Annotated in this window: 18 protein-coding genes; 9 read left to right on the top strand and 9 right to left on the bottom strand. The window is 54.4% G+C overall.

What is annotated here, in order from left to right; all coding sequences use genetic code 11:
* Positions 1–12: 12 nt before the first annotated feature.
* On the top strand, positions 13–582 hold the full coding sequence (locus D9A02_RS11675) for a pseudouridine synthase (protein WP_120501126.1): 570 nt from the start codon (positions 13–15) through the stop codon (positions 580–582).
* On the opposite strand, the gene D9A02_RS11670 is transcribed toward D9A02_RS11675, so the two are convergent.
* Positions 560–1,972: a divergent polysaccharide deacetylase family protein gene (locus tag D9A02_RS11670; protein ID WP_254054613.1), complete on the bottom strand. Its 1,413-nt coding sequence runs from the start codon at positions 1,970–1,972 to the stop codon at positions 560–562. The genes D9A02_RS11675 and D9A02_RS11670 overlap by 23 nt on opposite strands.
* 125 nt (positions 1,973–2,097) lie before the next feature.
* Here D9A02_RS11670 and D9A02_RS11665 point away from each other — a divergent pair, with 125 nt between their 5' ends.
* From D9A02_RS11665 to lexA, 6 genes are all read left to right on the top strand, one after another.
* The gene (locus tag D9A02_RS11665; RefSeq protein ID WP_120501125.1) at positions 2,098–2,679 is read left to right on the top strand and encodes an aminodeoxychorismate/anthranilate synthase component II; all 582 of its coding nucleotides are present in this window, start codon (positions 2,098–2,100) and stop codon (positions 2,677–2,679) included.
* A complete protein-coding gene (gene trpD, locus D9A02_RS11660; RefSeq protein ID WP_120501124.1) occupies positions 2,676–3,698 on the top strand; it encodes an anthranilate phosphoribosyltransferase in 1,023 nt (340 codons plus the stop codon). Before D9A02_RS11665 ends, trpD begins: the two co-directional genes overlap by 4 nt.
* The gene (gene trpC / locus D9A02_RS11655; protein ID WP_120501123.1) at positions 3,695–4,510 is read left to right on the top strand and encodes an indole-3-glycerol phosphate synthase TrpC; all 816 of its coding nucleotides are present in this window, start codon (positions 3,695–3,697) and stop codon (positions 4,508–4,510) included. The genes trpD and trpC overlap by 4 nt, the downstream gene beginning before the upstream one ends.
* Positions 4,510–4,986 carry a cyclic pyranopterin monophosphate synthase MoaC gene (gene moaC / locus D9A02_RS11650; RefSeq protein ID WP_120501122.1) on the top strand — a complete coding sequence of 159 codons (477 nt, stop codon included), beginning with the start codon at positions 4,510–4,512 and terminating at the stop codon, positions 4,984–4,986. Before trpC ends, moaC begins: the two co-directional genes overlap by 1 nt.
* A complete protein-coding gene (gene glp / locus D9A02_RS11645; protein ID WP_120501121.1) occupies positions 4,983–6,155 on the top strand; it encodes a gephyrin-like molybdotransferase Glp in 1,173 nt (390 codons plus the stop codon). Before moaC ends, glp begins: the two co-directional genes overlap by 4 nt.
* A gap of 81 nt (positions 6,156–6,236) precedes the next feature.
* A complete protein-coding gene (gene lexA, locus D9A02_RS11640; RefSeq protein WP_120501120.1) occupies positions 6,237–6,938 on the top strand; it encodes a transcriptional repressor LexA in 702 nt (233 codons plus the stop codon).
* A 6-nt stretch (positions 6,939–6,944) separates the two neighbouring features.
* On the opposite strand, the gene D9A02_RS11635 is transcribed toward lexA, so the two are convergent.
* The gene (locus D9A02_RS11635; protein ID WP_254054612.1) at positions 6,945–8,966 is read right to left on the bottom strand and encodes a ComEC/Rec2 family competence protein; all 2,022 of its coding nucleotides are present in this window, start codon (positions 8,964–8,966) and stop codon (positions 6,945–6,947) included.
* Between the two features lie 80 nt (positions 8,967–9,046).
* On the opposite strand from D9A02_RS11635, the gene gltX reads away from it, so the two are divergent.
* On the top strand, positions 9,047–10,465 hold the full coding sequence (gltX, locus tag D9A02_RS11630; protein ID WP_120501119.1) for a glutamate--tRNA ligase: 1,419 nt from the start codon (positions 9,047–9,049) through the stop codon (positions 10,463–10,465).
* A 62-nt stretch (positions 10,466–10,527) separates the two neighbouring features.
* Entirely contained in the window at positions 10,528–11,823 is a 1,296-nt protein-coding gene (gltA, locus tag D9A02_RS11625; protein WP_120502508.1) for a citrate synthase, read from the top strand.
* A 124-nt stretch (positions 11,824–11,947) separates the two neighbouring features.
* Here the strand turns inward: gltA and D9A02_RS11620 are convergent, their stop codons facing one another.
* From D9A02_RS11620 to ccmE, 7 genes are all read right to left on the bottom strand, one after another.
* Positions 11,948–12,592 (bottom strand): class I SAM-dependent methyltransferase, encoded by a 645-nt coding sequence (locus D9A02_RS11620; protein WP_120502507.1) that lies wholly within the window; start codon positions 12,590–12,592, stop codon positions 11,948–11,950.
* A gap of 281 nt (positions 12,593–12,873) precedes the next feature.
* The gene (locus tag D9A02_RS11615) at positions 12,874–13,653 is read right to left on the bottom strand and encodes an enoyl-CoA hydratase-related protein (protein ID WP_120501118.1); all 780 of its coding nucleotides are present in this window, start codon (positions 13,651–13,653) and stop codon (positions 12,874–12,876) included.
* 70 nt (positions 13,654–13,723) lie between these two features.
* Entirely contained in the window at positions 13,724–14,188 is a 465-nt protein-coding gene (locus D9A02_RS11610; RefSeq protein ID WP_254054687.1) for a cytochrome c-type biogenesis protein, read from the bottom strand.
* Between the two features lie 8 nt (positions 14,189–14,196).
* Positions 14,197–16,170 (bottom strand): heme lyase CcmF/NrfE family subunit, encoded by a 1,974-nt coding sequence (locus tag D9A02_RS11605; RefSeq protein WP_120502506.1) that lies wholly within the window; start codon positions 16,168–16,170, stop codon positions 14,197–14,199.
* Positions 16,171–16,244: 74 nt separating this feature from the next.
* Positions 16,245–16,817, bottom strand: a complete 573-nt coding sequence (locus tag D9A02_RS11600) for a holin family protein (protein ID WP_174232035.1) — start codon at positions 16,815–16,817, stop codon at positions 16,245–16,247.
* A complete protein-coding gene (locus D9A02_RS11595; protein ID WP_120501116.1) occupies positions 16,808–17,419 on the bottom strand; it encodes a holin-associated N-acetylmuramidase in 612 nt (203 codons plus the stop codon). The genes D9A02_RS11600 and D9A02_RS11595 overlap by 10 nt, the downstream gene beginning before the upstream one ends.
* 59 nt (positions 17,420–17,478) lie before the next feature.
* Positions 17,479–17,925, bottom strand: coding sequence for a cytochrome c maturation protein CcmE (ccmE, locus tag D9A02_RS11590; RefSeq protein ID WP_120501115.1), 447 nt, complete (start codon positions 17,923–17,925; stop codon positions 17,479–17,481).
* Positions 17,926–17,929: the final 4 nt, after the last annotated feature.

The following is a 17,929-nucleotide window of genomic DNA, read 5'->3' as shown; positions in this document are numbered from 1 at the left end:
GATTTCGACGCAATGACACAGCTGATCCTGTTCAACAAACCTTATGGCGTGCTGTCACAGTTCACTGATAAAGGTACAGCAGGATCAGAACGCCCAACTCTGTCAAAATACATCAACATACCAGATGTGTACCCCGCCGGACGGCTGGATCGCGATAGCGAGGGACTGTTGCTGTTGACAGACGATGGTAAGTTACAGGCCCGTATCGCCAGTCCGAAGTTCAAAACGGCCAAGACATACTGGGTTCAGGTCGAAGGGATACCGAATGAGGCCGCACTTGAAGCGCTGCGCACCGGCGTCACGCTGAAAGACGGCCCAACCCGACCTGCCAAAGCCCGCCCGATCGACCCACCAGAAATCTGGGATCGTGACCCGCCAGTGCGCTTTCGCAAATCTGTACCAGACTGCTGGTTAGAGCTGACCATTTTCGAAGGCCGCAATCGCCAAGTCAGACGTATGACTGCGCATGTTGGACACCCGACCCTGCGCCTCATCCGTGCCCAGATCGGGGATTGGTCTCTTGCAGATCTCGCCCCAGGGGATTGGCGCCTGTCCGGGCCTACTGGCCGAAAGCCACTTTAGATTGCTCTGCAGATAAAACCGCCGATACCGGAGCCAGCGCCACCTGCCCGGCCCGATCCTCAAGCGCCCAGACTACCAAAGCCTTGGCAGTTTCAGGCTGCAAACGGCCCAACATGATCACGCCTTCTTCTTCTTGCCCGGCCCGAAACGCGCCTTGGTCAAGAAACCGGCGGATCATCCGCTCATTCTGGCCCTGCGCATCGAAATCGCGAAACACCGATGCCGATGGCACACCTTCACGCGCAATCAGTTTTTGCGCCGTGTTCAAGCCGTTAGACATCAACACAACTCCATGTCCGCTATCTCGCAAGATCGGGGCAAGTTGCTTACTAGCGGAACGATTAGCCTGCATTCCACCATTCTGGCCTTCAATGACCGCAACCGCCTCGGGCACAACATTCAGATAGATCTGCATTGCCTCTTCGGTGCCACGCGCATCGACCTCTGATGGCAGGTCAATCTGCGCCAAAACCTCATGCCCTGCGGCACGCAATTGTTGCGCCAATTGCGCGGCGTCAGGGTTCTGGACATCAATGGCAAAGCTGACTGGATAGGGGAAATCTTCCAACACTTGGCTATCAAGGGCGCTGGCATGATCCACCATCAGCACAATCGCCATCAATGGTTTATTGTCAGGATTGTCGAACTCATTTGAATAGCGTTCCAGCGGTGACAAATCAGTCGTATCGGGGACATCACCAAATGCGGTTTCTTCAGTTTCAGGCGCAGCCCCCAACGTGCCACCATCCGAATCTGGCTGCGTAATCGACGGTAGACGATCGGTTGTGACCCCATCGGCAATATCACTGATCGTGCCTGAGCTTTCGGGCACATTCTGGTCAGCATCATATGCGGCCTGAACATCTAATGCCTGATCTTCATGACCGGCAGTGTCTTCAACCGGCGCCGCAGGCTGCAATGGTTGCGCAGGAACGGTAGACACAGAAAGCGCCTGTTCTTGCCCCGGTGCAGCAATAGCCTTGGTTTGTGGGACAGTCAGCACTGGCGCATCGGTTGTCACAGTCACAGGAATCGGAGTGTCTTGCCCTTCAGGCACAGTTAAAGCTGTTTCAGGGGCGTCTATATCGGGCTGCGCTGCCGGCTGGGTGATTGAATTTGACAGGTCATCCAACGTATCAGGCGTCGAGGTTTCCCCAGAAAGAACATTCTGTGACTCTTCGGTCTGTGCCTGACCCTGTGTCTGGTCTTGCAAAGCCGTGGCCACACTTGATTGCCCGGTCTGGGCAAAACCAGATTGGTCCGGCACATCAACCAAAGGCGTGTTGACGACATGTCCATTCGGTGTTCCCGAAACAAGCGATACGGTGCCAAGTGCAAGTCCGGACACCATTGTGCCGGTGATCAAGCCTGCAAAAATTCCCTGTCTCAATGTTTTTGCCTCTGATTTGCCTTCTAATAGCTATGCGCCTCTTGACGCTGCCGCGCAAGCCTGAGCAATTATACCGCGACCAGTGGGCGGGTCTCCAGCCCCAAATCCGATATGGGATAGGCGAAATGTTGCTTTTGATCGATAACTACGACAGTTTTACCTACAATTTGGTTCACTATGTGGGTGAGCTTGGTGCCGAAGTGGTCGTCAGACGCAACGACTCGATTGACGTGCAAGAGGCCATGGGAATGAATCCCTCGGGGATTCTCTTAAGCCCCGGCCCTTGTGATCCTGATCAAGCTGGCATTTGCCTGGCCCTGACCGAGGCTGCAGCCGAGACAAAAACCCCCCTGTTGGGCGTTTGTCTGGGTCATCAGGCCATTGGGCAAGTATTCGGCGGCAAGGTTGCGCGCCATTCTGAGATTGTTCACGGCAAGATGGGCATGATGCACCACAAAAACAAAGGTGTCTTTGCTGGCCTGCCATCCCCGTTTGAAGCCACGCGCTATCACTCGCTTGTGGTAGAGCGCGAAAGTTGCCCCGACGTGCTGGAAATCACGGCCGAGCTGGAAGATGGCACCATCATGGGTCTGCAACACCGGGAATTGCCGATTCACGGCGTGCAATTCCACCCCGAGTCGATTGCCTCGCAACACGGCCACGCGCTGTTGAAGAACTTTCTCGACACGATGAAAGTCCCGGCATGAGCGACGATCTAAAACCGCTGATTGGCATTGCAGCCGATCGCCCCCTAACCCGATCTGAAGCTGAAACCGCCTTTGGTGTATTGTTTGATGGCGAAGCCACACCAAGCCAGATCGGCGGCCTGCTAATGGCCCTTCGAACCCGCGGGGAAACGGTTGATGAATTCGCCGCTGCCGCTGCGGTCATGCGCGCTAAATGCAATGCGGTCAAAGCACCCGCTGGCGCGATGGATATCGTTGGCACCGGTGGTGACGGCAAGCATACGCTCAATATTTCAACCGCAACCGCCTTTGTTGTTGCCGGCGCTGGCGTGACTGTTGCCAAACACGGAAATCGCAATCTGTCATCCAAATCCGGAACCGCAGATGTGCAAAGTCAGATGGGTATCAACGTTATGGTTGGCCCTGAGGTGGTTGAAAAGGCGCTAAATAAGGCTGGTATAGCCTTCATGATGGCCCCTATGCACCATCCGGCCATCGCCCATGTCATGCCCACCCGGGCTGAGTTGGGCACGCGGACAATATTTAACATCCTTGGCCCGCTGACCAATCCCGCTGGTGTCAAACGCCAACTCACTGGCGCGTTTTCCCGCGACTTGATCCGACCGATGGCCGAAACTCTGGGTCAGCTTGGGTCAGATCGCGCTTGGTTGGTCCATGGCTCTGACGGTACGGATGAGTTGACCATCACCGGCGTTAGCTGGGTGTCTGCGCTTGAGGAAGATGGATCCGTGCGCGACATAGAGCTACACCCTGAGGATTTCGGCCTGCCCGTCCATCCGTTTGAGGACATCATCGGCGGTACCCCTGAAGATAACGCTGTTGCCTTTCGCACCCTGTTGGATGGCGCGCCGGGTGCGTACCGCGATGCCGTACGCTTGAATGCCGCCGCCGCCTTGGTCGTAGCAGGAAAAGCGGATGATCTAAAAACTGGTGTTGAGATGGCGACAGTCAGCATCGATAGCGGCGCTGCCCGCGAAAAAATTGAACTTCTAGCTAAAATCACATCGGAGAGCGCATGAGCACGCCCACCATTCTTGAACGTATTAAAGCTTATAAGCTGGAAGAGATCGTCGCAGCCAAAGCTGAGCGTTCGCAAGACGATATCGAAGGTGATGCCAAAGCCGCCGATCCTGTACGTGGCTTTACAAAGGCATTGCAAGCCGCATCCCGCGAAGGCTATGGCCTGATCGCTGAGATCAAAAAAGCCAGCCCTTCCAAAGGCTTGATCCGTGAAGATTTTAACCCACCCGAGCTGGCCAAAGCCTATGAAACAGGTGGTGCAACCTGCCTATCTGTTCTGACCGATACGCCCAGCTTTCAGGGCGCACCTGAATTTATGCAACAAGCCCGGGCAGAAACCAACCTGCCGGTTCTGCGCAAGGATTTCATGTATGATCCCTATCAGGTGGCCGAAGCCCGCGCTTGGGGGGCAGATTGCATCCTGATCATCATGGCCTCCGTCAGTGATGATCAAGCCGCAGAGTTGGAATCCGCAGCTTTTGAGTGGGAAATGGATGCGCTAATCGAGGTTCATAACGCCGAAGAGCTTGAACGTGCGACTCGCCTAAAATCCCACATGATTGGCATAAATAATCGCAATCTCAACACCTTCGAGACCACTCTTGATACCACGCGCCAACTGTCCAAACGCGTCCCGGCCGATCGGATGATCGTTTGTGAAAGCGCACTGAACACTCGTGAAGACTTAGCTGAAATGGCCCGGTATGGCGCGCGCAACTTCCTAATCGGTGAATCGTTGATGCGCCAGCAAGACGTCGCAGGCGCCACCCATGACCTGTTGGCGTCGCCCTTGCGCCCCGGAGGGTTCTGATGGCTGAGCTCACTCATTTCGATCAAAGCGGTCATGCCCATATGGTTGATGTGTCGGAAAAATCCGTGACATCACGGATTGCTGTGGCCACTGGTCAGATCAAGATGTCTGCGCAAGCCTTTGAAATCGTTTCTGAAGGTCGTGCCAAGAAAGGCGATGTTCTATCAATCGCCCGGCTTGCAGGCATCATGGGTGCGAAAAAAACCTCGGATCTGATCCCGTTGTGCCACCCGCTGGCAATTTCCAAGGTCGCGGTTGAGCTGATGCTTGATCCAGATCTGCCCGGTGTTCAGATCGAAGCGACGGTTAAAACCACGGGCCAAACCGGTGTTGAGATGGAGGCACTGACCGCTGTCAGCACCGCCGCATTGACCGTTTATGACATGGTCAAAGCTGTTGATAAGGCAATGGAAATTGGCAATATCCATCTGGCCTTGAAAGATGGCGGAAAATCAGGCCTCTACGAGGCGTCATGATTAGCGTTCAAACCGCATTGGAGCAGTTATTCGCGCTGGTTTCACCGATGGAAACTGAGGGTGTTTCGTTGGTTAACGCTGCAGGTCGCGTAATGTCACACGATGCCACGGCCAATCGGGATCAACCACCTTTTTCAGCTTCTGCCATGGACGGCTACGCCGTACGTAGCGGCGATATAACACCAAGTGCCTCGTTTCAGGTGATCGGCGAATCCGCAGCGGGCCATGCCCTTGATCAAAGCGTTGCCTCCGGCCAATGTGCCCGCATCTTTACCGGCGCCCCAGTGCCACCAGGTGCAGACCGCGTGATCATACAAGAGGACGTCACCCGCGAAGGAGACACCATTCGCATCACGGGTGACATCGGTACGTCCGACCATATCCGCAAACAGGCCTCTGATTTTGCCACTGGCGACGCCTTGCGCGCCCCACGTCGGTTGCGCCCCTCTGACATTGCACTACTGGCCGCAATGAACGTGGCGCAGGTCACTGTGTATCGCAAACCGCAAATTGCACTGATCTCTACCGGGGATGAATTGGTCATGCCGGGCGAAACACCCGGTCCGGATCAGATCATTGCCTCCAACACCTTCGGTCTCAAGGCGATGCTGGACGATTTGGGCGCAAATGCTCGCATCCTGCCCATCGCCCGCGACAACCGCCCCGCGCTGGAGCTGAGCTTTGATCTGGCCAAAGATGCTGACCTAATCGTCACCATTGGCGGGGCATCCGTCGGTGATCATGACCTTGTTGGATCCGTGGCCTCAGATCTGGGGTTAGAGCAAAAATTCTATAAAATTGCCATGCGACCGGGCAAACCATTGATGGCAGGACGATTGAATGACGCGGCCTTTGTGGGACTGCCCGGTAATCCGGTATCGGCCATGGTGTGTGGACATGTGTTCTTGAAACCGGTGGTGCTGGCCATGCTGGGTCTTGGTGCTGCACCATCACTACGTCAGCAGGCCACGCTTGCAGCCGACATTCCAGAAAACGGCCCCCGCGAACATTACATGCGCGCCACGGTCACAAATGGCAAAATCACCGCGGAAACCAGACAAGACAGTGCACTATTGTCCGTCTTCGCCGACGCTAACGCCCTCCTGATCCGCCCGCCAAATGATGGGCCACGTAACTCAGGCGATGTGATGGACTATTTGCCAATTTAACAACTTACTCACAGCCGGGTTGACACAAAACGGGAACATGCGTAGAACAAATGTAAACGCATGAACCGAAGGACCCTGCACATGTTGACGAAAAAGCAGCTGGATCTACTTGAATTCATTCATAAACGCATTCAGCGCGACGGGGTTCCCCCCAGTTTCGATGAAATGAAAGAGGCGCTGGATCTGCGCTCCAAATCCGGCATTCACCGGCTGATTACCGCACTGGAAGAACGCGGATTTATCCGCCGCCTTGCCCACCGTGCCCGGGCGTTGGAGATTATCAAACTGCCCGAAAGCCTGGGTGGTGATAGTAGCCATGGGTTTTCCCCCCGTGTCATTGAGGGCGACAGACCTGAAGCCGGCAAGCCCGCCAATGCTATTCCGGTTGACGCAGTGCATGCGCTGGAGCTGCCAGTTATGGGACAGATCGCGGCCGGGGTCCCCATTGAAGCGATTGCGCATGCCTCTCACAATGTCACGGTGCCAGATTCAATGCTCAGCGGTCCTGGAGAGCACTATGCCCTCGAAGTAAAAGGGGATTCCATGATTGATGCAGGTATTAACGATGGTGATATTGTGATCATCAAGGAAACCAAAACTGCAGATAACGGGGATATCGTTGTCGCATTGGTTGAAGATCAGGAAGCCACGCTCAAGAAGTTCTACCGCCGTGGCGGTGCCATCGCATTGGAAGCCGCCAACCCTGCCTATGAAACCCGGATGTTGCCTGACAATAAGGTCAAGGTTCAGGGCCGCTTGGTTGGTTTGATTCGTACCTATTGAGCCAGATCATTTAGAATTCCAAAGCCGCCTGCCAGTGATCTGGCGTGCGGTTATTGTTTTCATTCCTTCTACTTCAACATACATAGCTAATGCACCGGTATATTTTAATATTCCAGGATGAATAGTTTGGCACGGTAATGTATTTTCGGGTTCTGAATTCATCACCAAAAGATCATTCTTTTCGCAATCCTGCATTGCCGATACAGCCTTTTTCCCCTGTACGGTTTTGATCGAAATTCCTGCGATACTATGCACGTCCCAGCGTTCTGCGGCCTGCGCCTGCACGGCCAAATCACCATCGTTTTCCAACCAGTTCTGAGCCACGAATCCGGCGCCACGCGGTTTTGATAGCGCGCGCCCCTCATCCGTCATCACCCCCACCAATGCACCGGTATCGGCAATGAGCACATCCGGGCGTTTGGACCCAGCCCAAAGGACAAAAGCCGCAATCACCGGCACGATACCAATCAACCGCAGACGCCCCTGCCATAAGATCACCACCAACAGACCCAGTGCAAGCACTGGCAAAACGATCTGATCAGGGCTGATCACCATGCGGCGCGCCCCGTCTAATCCGGACACCCAATGCGCCACCTTCAAGATCCACGCCAGTCCCTGCCCCATAATCCACAAAGCGGGCGCCTCAAGTCCAAGCGGCATCAAGCACATAGCGACAACGGCCGCGGGCATCACGACGATGCCCATCACCGGCACGCTCAGCAGATTGGCCAGCAATCCGTAATGTACAATCTGATTGAAATGCGCCGCAGCAATCGGCGCGGTGGCCAAACCCGCCACCAAAGATGAGATGACCACGGCAATCAGCGGCTTAGCCCATCTTGGCCCTAGTGACACCTCAAAACTTCGTAATGCCCCAAAAACCGCGACCAGCGCGGTTGTCGCAGCGAAAGACATCTGAAACCCCGGCCCTAACAAGGCTTCTGGTCGCAAAGTCAGCACGATGACCGCCGCGACTGCCACAGCCCGCAGGCTGATCACCCTGCGGTCCAGCATCACCGCCAACAATGCTACGGCCGCCATCACAAAGGCCCGCTCAGTCGCAACATTGCCACCTGACAAGGCCAAATACACGGCCGCCGCACACAGCGCGATCAGGGCAGATATCTTTTTTGCAGGTATGCGCAGGCTCAGCGCCGGGATCAGAGCAAAGCCCACCCGGGCCGTGGCAAATACAAACCCAACCAAAAGCCCCATATGCAGGCCAGAAATTGCCAGAAGGTGCGCCAGATTAGAATGGCGTAAGGCTTGCAATGTTGCCTGAGACATTGAGGAACGATCACCAGTTACAACAGCGGCAGCAAAGGCGCCGACTTCGCCGTCTAATTGCCCCTGAATACGATCAGATAGAAACAAGCGAGCTGACATCACACGCAACGCCCCATCTGCGGGTTTAATCGCCAGAACTGGCGTGCGTGTATAACCAACGGCACCAAGTTGCTGAAACCACGCATGGCGCTGAAAATCAAAGCCATAAGGCTCTACCGGGCCGCTGGGCGGGGACAGATGGCCCGTCATCATCACCCGCAGCCCTGCGCGGGGCGCAAACGTATTCCACTCTCCGTGCAAAGACACACGAACCCGCGCAGGCGTACGTGCAGGTGGAACATTGCCCAGCTGAACCTGATCCAGTGTCAGACGCATGGCATCGCTTGAGGATCTGTCTATCGCGATTAGGCGCCCTTCGACCGGGCCATAATAGCGCCAGCCCAGAATCGGCCCCGCAACCATATGCGCCCGCCCCGCAGTCAGGCAAAAACCGACCGCCACAAATACCAGCGCCCAGACCAACGGCGTGATCATGGTCGGCCCCTTCATTGCCAGCCCAAGCCCAACCAAAGCCCCCACAATGATCGCAAAATAAGTGACGACTTGTGGTTCAGATTTCAGGGAAAAATAAATGCCAACGCCCAACGCCATCGCAACCGGCACCCATGGGAACAGATGCCCACGTTGTCGCAACCAGTGTTGTTGTAATCCATAAAGTTTGACACGTTCAGAGAGCCCCAAGGCTTGTCTCCTTTCTGACAGGCCGATAGAGAGGCGTTAACGCTATCTCCCTTATGGTTACCGAAAGGTTAATTGGACCCATGTCGCAAAAAGTTGTGACCCGCTTTGCCCCGTCTCCCACTGGTTATCTGCATATTGGTGGTGCCCGAACCGCCCTGTTTAACTGGCTGTATGCCCGTGGCCGCGGGGGCACATTTCTGCTGCGGATCGAAGACACCGACCGCGCGCGATCTACCCCCGAAGCAACACAGGCGATTATGGATGGGTTAAGCTGGCTGGGCCTTGATCATGATGGCGACGTGATCAGCCAGTTCGAGCGCGCCCCACGCCATGCCGAGGTGGCCAATCAGTTACTGGCCGAAGGCAAAGCCTACAAGTGTTTCGCTACACAGGAAGAAATCCAGGAATTCCGCGATACGGCCCGGGCCGAAGGGCGTTCAACCTTGTATCACAGCCCTTGGCGTGACGCAGATGCGGCAACACATCCCGATGCGCCGTTTGTCATTCGTATCAAAGCGCCACGTGACGGTGTCACGATGATCCGTGATGAGGTTCAGGGCGATGTCAAAATCAGCAATGATCAGCTGGATGACATGGTACTGCTGCGCGGTGATGGCACACCGGTTTATATGCTCGCGGTTGCGGTTGACGATCATGATATGGGGGTAACTCACGTGATCCGCGGTGATGACCACCTTAACAACGCAGCACGTCAAATGATGATCTACAACGCGATGGACTGGCCCCTGCCGGTATACGCACATATCCCACTGATTCACGGGCCTGACGGTAAAAAACTCTCCAAACGCCACGGCGCGCTTGGCGTCGAAGAGTATCAGGCCATGGGCTACCCTGCCGCTGGCATGCGCAACTATCTGGCACGTCTGGGTTGGAGCCACGGCAATGATGAATTTTTCACTGACGAACAAGCTACAGAATGGTTTGGCCTGAGTGGTATCGGAAAATCCCCGGCGCGGCTGGATTTCAAAAAGCTGGAAAATCTCTGTGGCCAGCATATTGCCGTAACGGAAGATGCTGCACTGCTGCATGAATTCACCGCGTTCAGGACCGCCGCAAAGTTAAACCCTCTGTCTGACAATAAATTGAGCTTGATGGAATCGGGCATGTATTGCCTCAAAGAACGCGCCAAGACATTCTTTGAACTATCTGATAAAGCTGAATTTATCCTGACTGAGCGACCCATTTTCCCCGATGAGAAATCAGCGTCACAGCTTGATATTGTATCCCGTGGCATACTGTCAGAATTGACGCCGCACCTGCAAAATGCTACGTGGAGTCGTGAAGGTCTGGAAACGACGATCATGGGGTTCGCAGAAGCCCGTGAGATGAAGTTTGGAAAACTGGCCGGTCCATTGCGCGCAGCCCTCGCTGGCCGCAGCACAACACCCAGCGTCTTTGACATGATGCTGGTTCTGGGGGCAGACGAAACAATTGCCCGTCTAAATGATGCAAGCCAGCCCGGCGATCTTTCATCGTGAGGGTTAGTACAAATTAAGCACCTGAAAACACGTATTTTCGGGGACAAATGGGAGAACAGGATATGGCAGACGAACATAAAACCGCAAAACTGAGTATTGGCGGTCAAGACTATGAGCTTCCTGTTTTCACACCCACTGCGGGTCCGGACGTGATCGACATCCGTAAGCTCTATGCCCAGGCGGGTGTCTTCACCTATGATCCCGGATTCACCTCTACCGCCAGCTGCGACAGCACCATCACTTTTATCGATGGCGGCAAAGGTGAATTGCTGCATCGCGGATATCCTATCGATCAACTGGCCGAAAAGTCACATTATCTCGAGGTATGCTATCTCCTGCTATACGGTGAGCTGCCCTCACCTGCGCAGCTGGAAGAATTTGAAAGCCGCATCACCAATCACACGATGCTGCATGAACAGATGCACTTCTTGTTCCGCGGCTATCGCCGTGATGCGCATCCGATGTCGATCATGGTGGGTGTGGTTGGCGCGCTGTCTGCCTTCTACCACGATAGCTTGGATATCAACGACGAATGGCAACGCGAGGTCGCCTCAATCCGGATGTTGGCAAAAATGCCAACCATCGCGGCGATGGCGTATAAATACACATTGGGCCAACCTTTCGTGTATCCACGCAATGATCTGGATTACGCGTCAAACTTCCTGCGCATGTGCTTTGCTGTTCCGGCCGAAGATTACGAGGTTAACCCGATCCTGAGCCGCGCGATGGACCGGATCTTTACCCTGCATGCCGATCACGAGCAAAACGCCTCGACATCAACGGTCCGTCTGGCCTCCAGCTCAGGTGCAAACCCATTTGCATGTATTGCCGCCGGCATTGCCTGCCTTTGGGGCCCTGCTCACGGTGGCGCAAACCAAGCCTGTCTTGAAATGCTGCAAGAAATTGGCAGCGTTGATCGTATTCCTGAATTTATTGAACGCGCCAAAGACAAAAGTGATCCGTTCCGTCTGATGGGCTTTGGCCACCGGGTTTACAAAAACACCGACCCACGCGCCAAGGTTCTCAAACAGTCCGCCGACGAGGTGCTTGAACTGCTGGGCGTCGAAGACAACCCGCTACTGCAAGTCGCCAAAGAGTTGGAGCGTACAGCCCTGCATGATGAATACTTCATCGAGAAGAAGCTCTTCCCGAATGTGGACTTCTATTCCGGCATTATCCTTGAGGCGATGGGTTTCCCCACCTCGATGTTCACACCAATCTTTGCCGTGTCACGTACCGTGGGCTGGATTTCACAGTGGAAAGAGATGATCTCGGACCCGCAACTGAAAATCGGCCGCCCACGCCAACTCTATCAAGGCGCGACCTTCCGCGACTATGTGGATATCGAAAAGCGGTAAGCCAAGCAGAAGTCGCCCTAGCCAGGGTGCAAACGATAAACACCCTCGCAGAAATCTGCGAGGGTGTTGCCATCTAAAACGGCTATTATGTGAGCAAAGCAGCCATGCAGCTCATTAACAAGATTCAATAAGAGTTCTTCTTGGCTGCGATAAAGTAGCTAGAAGCCCCAGAATACATTCCCTTTGTTTCCACAACATCAAAATCACCGCCACTTACCAACTCATCCAAGTCTGAACTTTGAAGCCTCCGTATCGGGACAGGAATGATCCCAAACTTACACAATATACGAACAAGCTGAATTTGAGCGCTCACAACAAAGGACATTTTATCCCGCAAGCAGGGTGTTACGGAAATAAACGACCCTTCTGGCTTTAGAAGTTCATGCGCCCTTCGTACAACGCGCTGTGGATTAGGCACTGTATGGAGCATGTTGAAGGCTAAAATGACATCAAACGAGCCTTTTCTATATCCTTCATCAAAAATATCTGCCTGCGAAAAACTGATGTTATCAACGCCTTTTTGAGCTGCTTTCACCTTTGAAAGCTCAATCATTCTTTCTGAAATATCAATGCCTAGGATTTCTGTTACATGGCTGGCCAAATCGCAGGCTGTCGTGCCTGTTCCACACCCATAGTCCAAAACAACATCGCTGTTCTTGAGGTGTCTCTTTGCCCATTCCCTTGATACGTGATGGATACGTTCAAATCGCTCTTCGGTCCTGTCGTAATTATTGGCAGATTTATCCCAGGACTTTTGTGATTTACTCATCAAATAGATTCCATAAAATTTAAATTTTTTGGCTTTAACGATGAGAGACCAAGGGCCTACTCCGTACATTTTTCTAATCGCGAATTCGGTTCGATCTCCACCATCTACCTTATCTCATTCGCCATATTGGCTGCGATCAGCGCCTGCCCTCGGCTGTCAATTAGAGCTCAAACCAGTCATTTTGATGATGTCGAGCGTTCTTGTTTGCAAATATGGCTGCAACACCTTTGGGAGCGAGTTCCTCACACCATACCAGTTCGCTTTTCCATGTACACAAGTGATTAACGCCCTTCAAAATTGGCCGGGCGTTTATCCAAGAACGCCACCACGCCTTCTTTGAAATCACGTGTGCTGCCGCACTGGCCCTGCAGTTGTGCTTCTAGGGTCAGTTGATCGTCCAACCCGTTTTCCCAGCTTTCGCGGATCGCCTGTTTTAATCCGGCATAGGCTGCAGTCGGCCCATTAGCCAGATGTGCTGCACGGCCGCGCCAGTGGGCATCAAACGCGTCATCTGCAACCGCTTCCCAAATCATACCCCAGTCATCGGCCTGTTGGGCCGTAATCGGCTCGGCAAACAGCGCGGCGCCCATCGCCTTGGCCGCACCCATTTGACGTGGCAACCAATATGTGCCCCCAGCATCTGGGATCAAGCCAATGCGGGTAAAGGCCTGAACAAACTTGGCGCTTTGCGTGGCAATCACCACGTCTGCCGCCAAGGCCAGATTGGCCCCGGCCCCTGCCGCCGTGCCATTCACCGCACTGATCGTCGGAATCGGGCACTCCATGATGGCCCGCAGCATCGGCACATATTCATCGCGCAGAACCCGCTCCAGATCCAGATCATCCAACGTCCCCGTGTCGCTCAGGTCCTGGCCGGAACAAAACGCCGCCCCCTCACCCGTCAGCACCAAAATCCGCGCCTTACGCGCCGCAAATCGGGCTGCATCAGTGATTTCAGCGCGCATCAAGCCGCTCAGCGCGTTCATCTTGTCAGGTCGGTTAAGCGTGATGACCGCAACGTCATCTTCCAGCGTAAACCGAATGGATTGATAGGTTTTCATGACACGGCTCCTTGATGCGTTTTGCTGCACTCAAACTGTTTTGATAAGGATCTCCAAGCGGAACGGAACGTCACTCCTTGAGCAATTTGTCCAGACGCGCTTGTTCCTCAGCGCTCAGCCCCTTACTGGCGGTATCCACGCTTCGGCTGCGACGGCGTAAAAACATCAGACCGATGGCCCCGGCGATCACCAGCATCACAGGGCCGGACAGCCATAGCACCAGATTTGCGCCCCCGGTTAAAGGCTTCAGCAAGACATACTCGCCATACCGCGCGACAACAAATTCAATCACTTCATCATCGTCATCGCCCTCAACCAGACGTTCACGCACCAAAAGGCGCAGGTCCCGCGCCAGGGGGGCGTTGGATTCATCGATGCTCTCATTGCGGCAAACAAGGCAACGCAATTCCGCCGAAATACTACGCGCACGTTTTTCCAACACTGGATCGCTTAGAACTTCATCCGGTTGCACAGCGGCCACTGGCATCAGCGTCATCACGCAGATAACACCGGCCACAGCCACACGGGTGAACATTTGCCACATCATTCCGCCGCCACCGGGTTAGCCTGCGCCCGTTTTGCCCCTGCTGCAACACGGTACCGCCGATCGCTTAGGGACAATGTACCGCCGAGGGCCATCAAAATCGCACCGCCCCAAATCCAGTTGGCAAAAGGTTTATAGTAGGTTCGGACCACCCAGGCATTATTCGCCTGCGGATCACCAATCACCACATAAACATCACGGAAAAACCCATTGTCGATCGCGGCCTCCGTTGTGGGCATGCCTGCCACGGGATAAATCCGTTTTTCTGGCGTCAAAACGGTGAGGTTCTCCCCCTTCTGATCCAGCACAATATCCGCAACAACCGCAACATAGTTTGGCCCATCAACCTCCCGCACATCCCGAAGGGTCAGACCGTAGCCTGCGACCTCGAACCGCTCGCCAATATGGGTGACGCGAATATCTTCCGCCTCCCAGGCTAACATTCCGGCAACACCAGCCATGGTCACACCCAGCCCGGCATGCGCTACCGACTTACCCCAATCGGCACGCGGCAAGCGCCGCAGGCGGCTCAAACGTTCTCCAATGCGGCCACGCCCGGTGCGGCTCATCAGATCGACCAAGGCGCCCGACATCAACCAAGCCCCCAGAAAGAAACCAATCGGGCCAAGCGCGCTGCGTTCAGTCTGCATCGCCCAGATCAGCACACTTATTGCCAGCGACAGAATAAAGGCCGGGATCAAGGGTCGAAGATTCCGGTTCAGCTTTGCGCGTTTCCATGGGAACATTGCCCCAATCGGCAAGATCAGCCCCAGAACCACCATAAAGGGGGTAAAGGCCAGATTGAAAAACGGCGCCCCTACTGACAGTTTTCGGTCAAAGAACAGCTCCGACACCAACGGCCAGATGGTGCCCACAAAAACTACAAACGCAGCCACAGCCAGCAACACGTTGTTAAGCACCAAAGCGGATTCCCGGCTAAGGACGCCAAAGACACCCTTGGCCTGCATTTCAGCTGCGCGTGCGGCAAACAATGTAAGCCCCACCAGCATGAAAAACGCCAAAATGCCCAGCAAAAATACTCCACGTTCTGGATCTGCAGCAAAGGCATGCACTGATGTGATCACACCAGAGCGTGTGATGAATGCGCCAATCATCGAAAATCCAAAAGCGATGATCGCCAACAGAATTGTCCAGCTTTTCAGGCTTTCGCGCTTTTCGACCACGATGGCAGAATGCAGCAAAGCCGTCGCCAACAACCATGGCATGAACGACGCATTTTCAACCGGATCCCAGAACCAAAAGCCCCCCCAGCCAAGCTCATAATACGCCCACCAACTGCCTAACCCGATACCAATGGTCAGGAAAATCCAGGCCGCCAAAGTATAGGGTCGTACCCAACGCCCCCAGGCCGCATCAACCCGGCCTTCGATCAATGCGGCCAAGGCGAAAGAATAGCTCATCGAAAGACCGACATAGCCCAGATAAAGAAACGGCGGATGAAACGCCAAACCTGGGTCTTGCAGCAAAGGATTCAAATCCTGTCCATCAAAGGGCGGCACAGCCATACGCAAAAACGGGTTGGAACTGAACAAGATAAAGGCAAAGAACGCCACGGCAATGGCCCCTTGCACTGCCAGAACCCGTGCCCGCAAGCTGTCAGGCAGTACATTGCCAAACCACGCCACAAAGCCGCCAAACAACGTCACGATAAGCACCCACAGCAGCATCGACCCCTCGTGATTGCCCCAAACACCCGTGATTTTATACAACATCGGCTTGAGCGAGTGGCTATTCAACACTGCAAGTCTGAGAGAAAAATCAGAGGTCACAAAGGCCCAAGTCAATGCGCCAAAGGCCACAGCCGTTAGTATAAATTGCATTGTCGCCGCAGGCACGGCTGATGTCATCCAGCCTTGCCACCGGTATTGCGCGCCCACAAGCGGAACAACAGCCTGAAAACAGGCTGTCAGAAACGCAAGAATCAGGGAAAAGTGCCCAAGCTCAATAATCATAGGTCTGTTATAGGGCGCCCTATGCAGGCGGCCAATGGGCATCGCTCATTTGTGTTCGCGCAGATTGTCGCGCTTTAGTGTTGAGATTTACGCCAATCTTCAAGGGCAGCATTGGTCTCACCTTCGCCTTGAGGGCGAAGCGTCTGAGCGATCACTTCATGATCCTCGTTAACCACTTCAACTGCCAAGGCCTCAAGCGCTTGAATATTTTCGACCACCATCGGTGCGCGCGCCATTGTTTGTGCCAAAGACCGGTGAAATTCCTGCCCTTTGGCCTGATGGCGCGCCCCAAAATAAAACGATACAATCGCCCCCAAAAGCCACCACAATGGTTCGGGCACCAGCGCGATACCTTGCATGCGTTGCGCGAACCAGACAGGGTCGACCATTGCCGAGACAAACAAGCCAAGCGTCCCAAGCGCCATCGCCGGGCGCGGTATGCGATTCAACCCATCCATCAGCCGATCAAACCAGCCACGTTGCTGAAGTTGGAATTCCTTGGCAAATTGTTCCAGCGTCTGCGCTTGATGATCTGCGGCGCGTGCGGCACCAGCTTCGGCGTTTTCACGAAACACCTGTGCGGTCTCAGACAACACATTGCGCCCACCGCCGAAAACAAAACTCAAGATCCGTTCAATCATCCCCATGATGCCACCCTTTGCTGAAACTCACGCGTGCTCAGGTGGTACCGCTGTGTGATGAACTCTTCTGCGCGCTTGATCCATCCACCTTTGCCCCCCTTACGATTGCGCGCATATTTGCGACTGGCTGGGCGATGATCCGCAAGGCGAAAGTAATAATTGCGCCGCGCAATGCCATAAGCATCTACCAGATGATCCGGCGCCAAACGCCACGCCGCCTGTGTTGCGGCAATGGTTTGTGGCCCAATCTTGCCGTCTACGCTGGTCTGCTGACCCATCTGACATAATAGACGTTGCAAGATCTTGACCGCATTTGCCCCTGCATTGACGTACATATCAAACACAGACGCCTGCAGCGCCTGTGGCAAATGCGCGATCCCCGGCTTATCAAAATAATGCTTGATAAAGACCTGCTCGGCCTGTGCGCGGCTGAGCTGCCGAACATCCGTTACATCGACGTCACCGTCACGGTCTAGATCCAACCCCAGACGGCGCATGGTATGAATGGTCACGCCGTATTTTGTCGCCCCGCCCAGATCGTGCGGGTCGTTCACAAAACCGCCCTCGCGGGCAATGATCTCTTTTGCGATGTCTTGAACTGTTTTCATTGGGACCGCCAATTTTCACACTTTGGAAAAGATTGGCGGTCAACCGATTAATAAAGGCCTTAGTCTGCGTCCGCAGGTTTATAAACGCCCTGCTCTTTCAGCGCGTCAGCCACTTCTTTTGGCAGGTAACTTTCATCGTGCTTGGCCAAAATCTCTGTCGCTTTAAACACGCCACCTTCGTAGGTGCCCGTGCCAATCATGCCTTGATTTTCCTCAAACAAATCCGGCAAAACCCCTACATATGTGACAGGGATAGACGCCCCACCATCAGTGACGTTGAACCGGATAGTATCCCCATCACCGCGGATCAATGTGCCCTCTTCAACCAACCCTCCCAAACGGAAACGTTCGCTTGCCACGGGTGGCTCCTCCACGACTTGCGAAGGGGAGCGAAAAAAGTTGATCCCATCGCGCATGGCAAATCCGATCAATGCGGTCGACACGACGAGCGCGACCATAGCAACCGCAATGATCTGGATCCGGCGTTGTTTCTTGAGCGATTTCACCTGA

It is taken from the genome of Roseovarius sp. EL26, from assembly GCF_900327775.1.
Lineage (GTDB): Bacteria > Pseudomonadota > Alphaproteobacteria > Rhodobacterales > Rhodobacteraceae > Roseovarius.
This window is presented reverse-complemented; position numbering and strand designations above follow the sequence as displayed.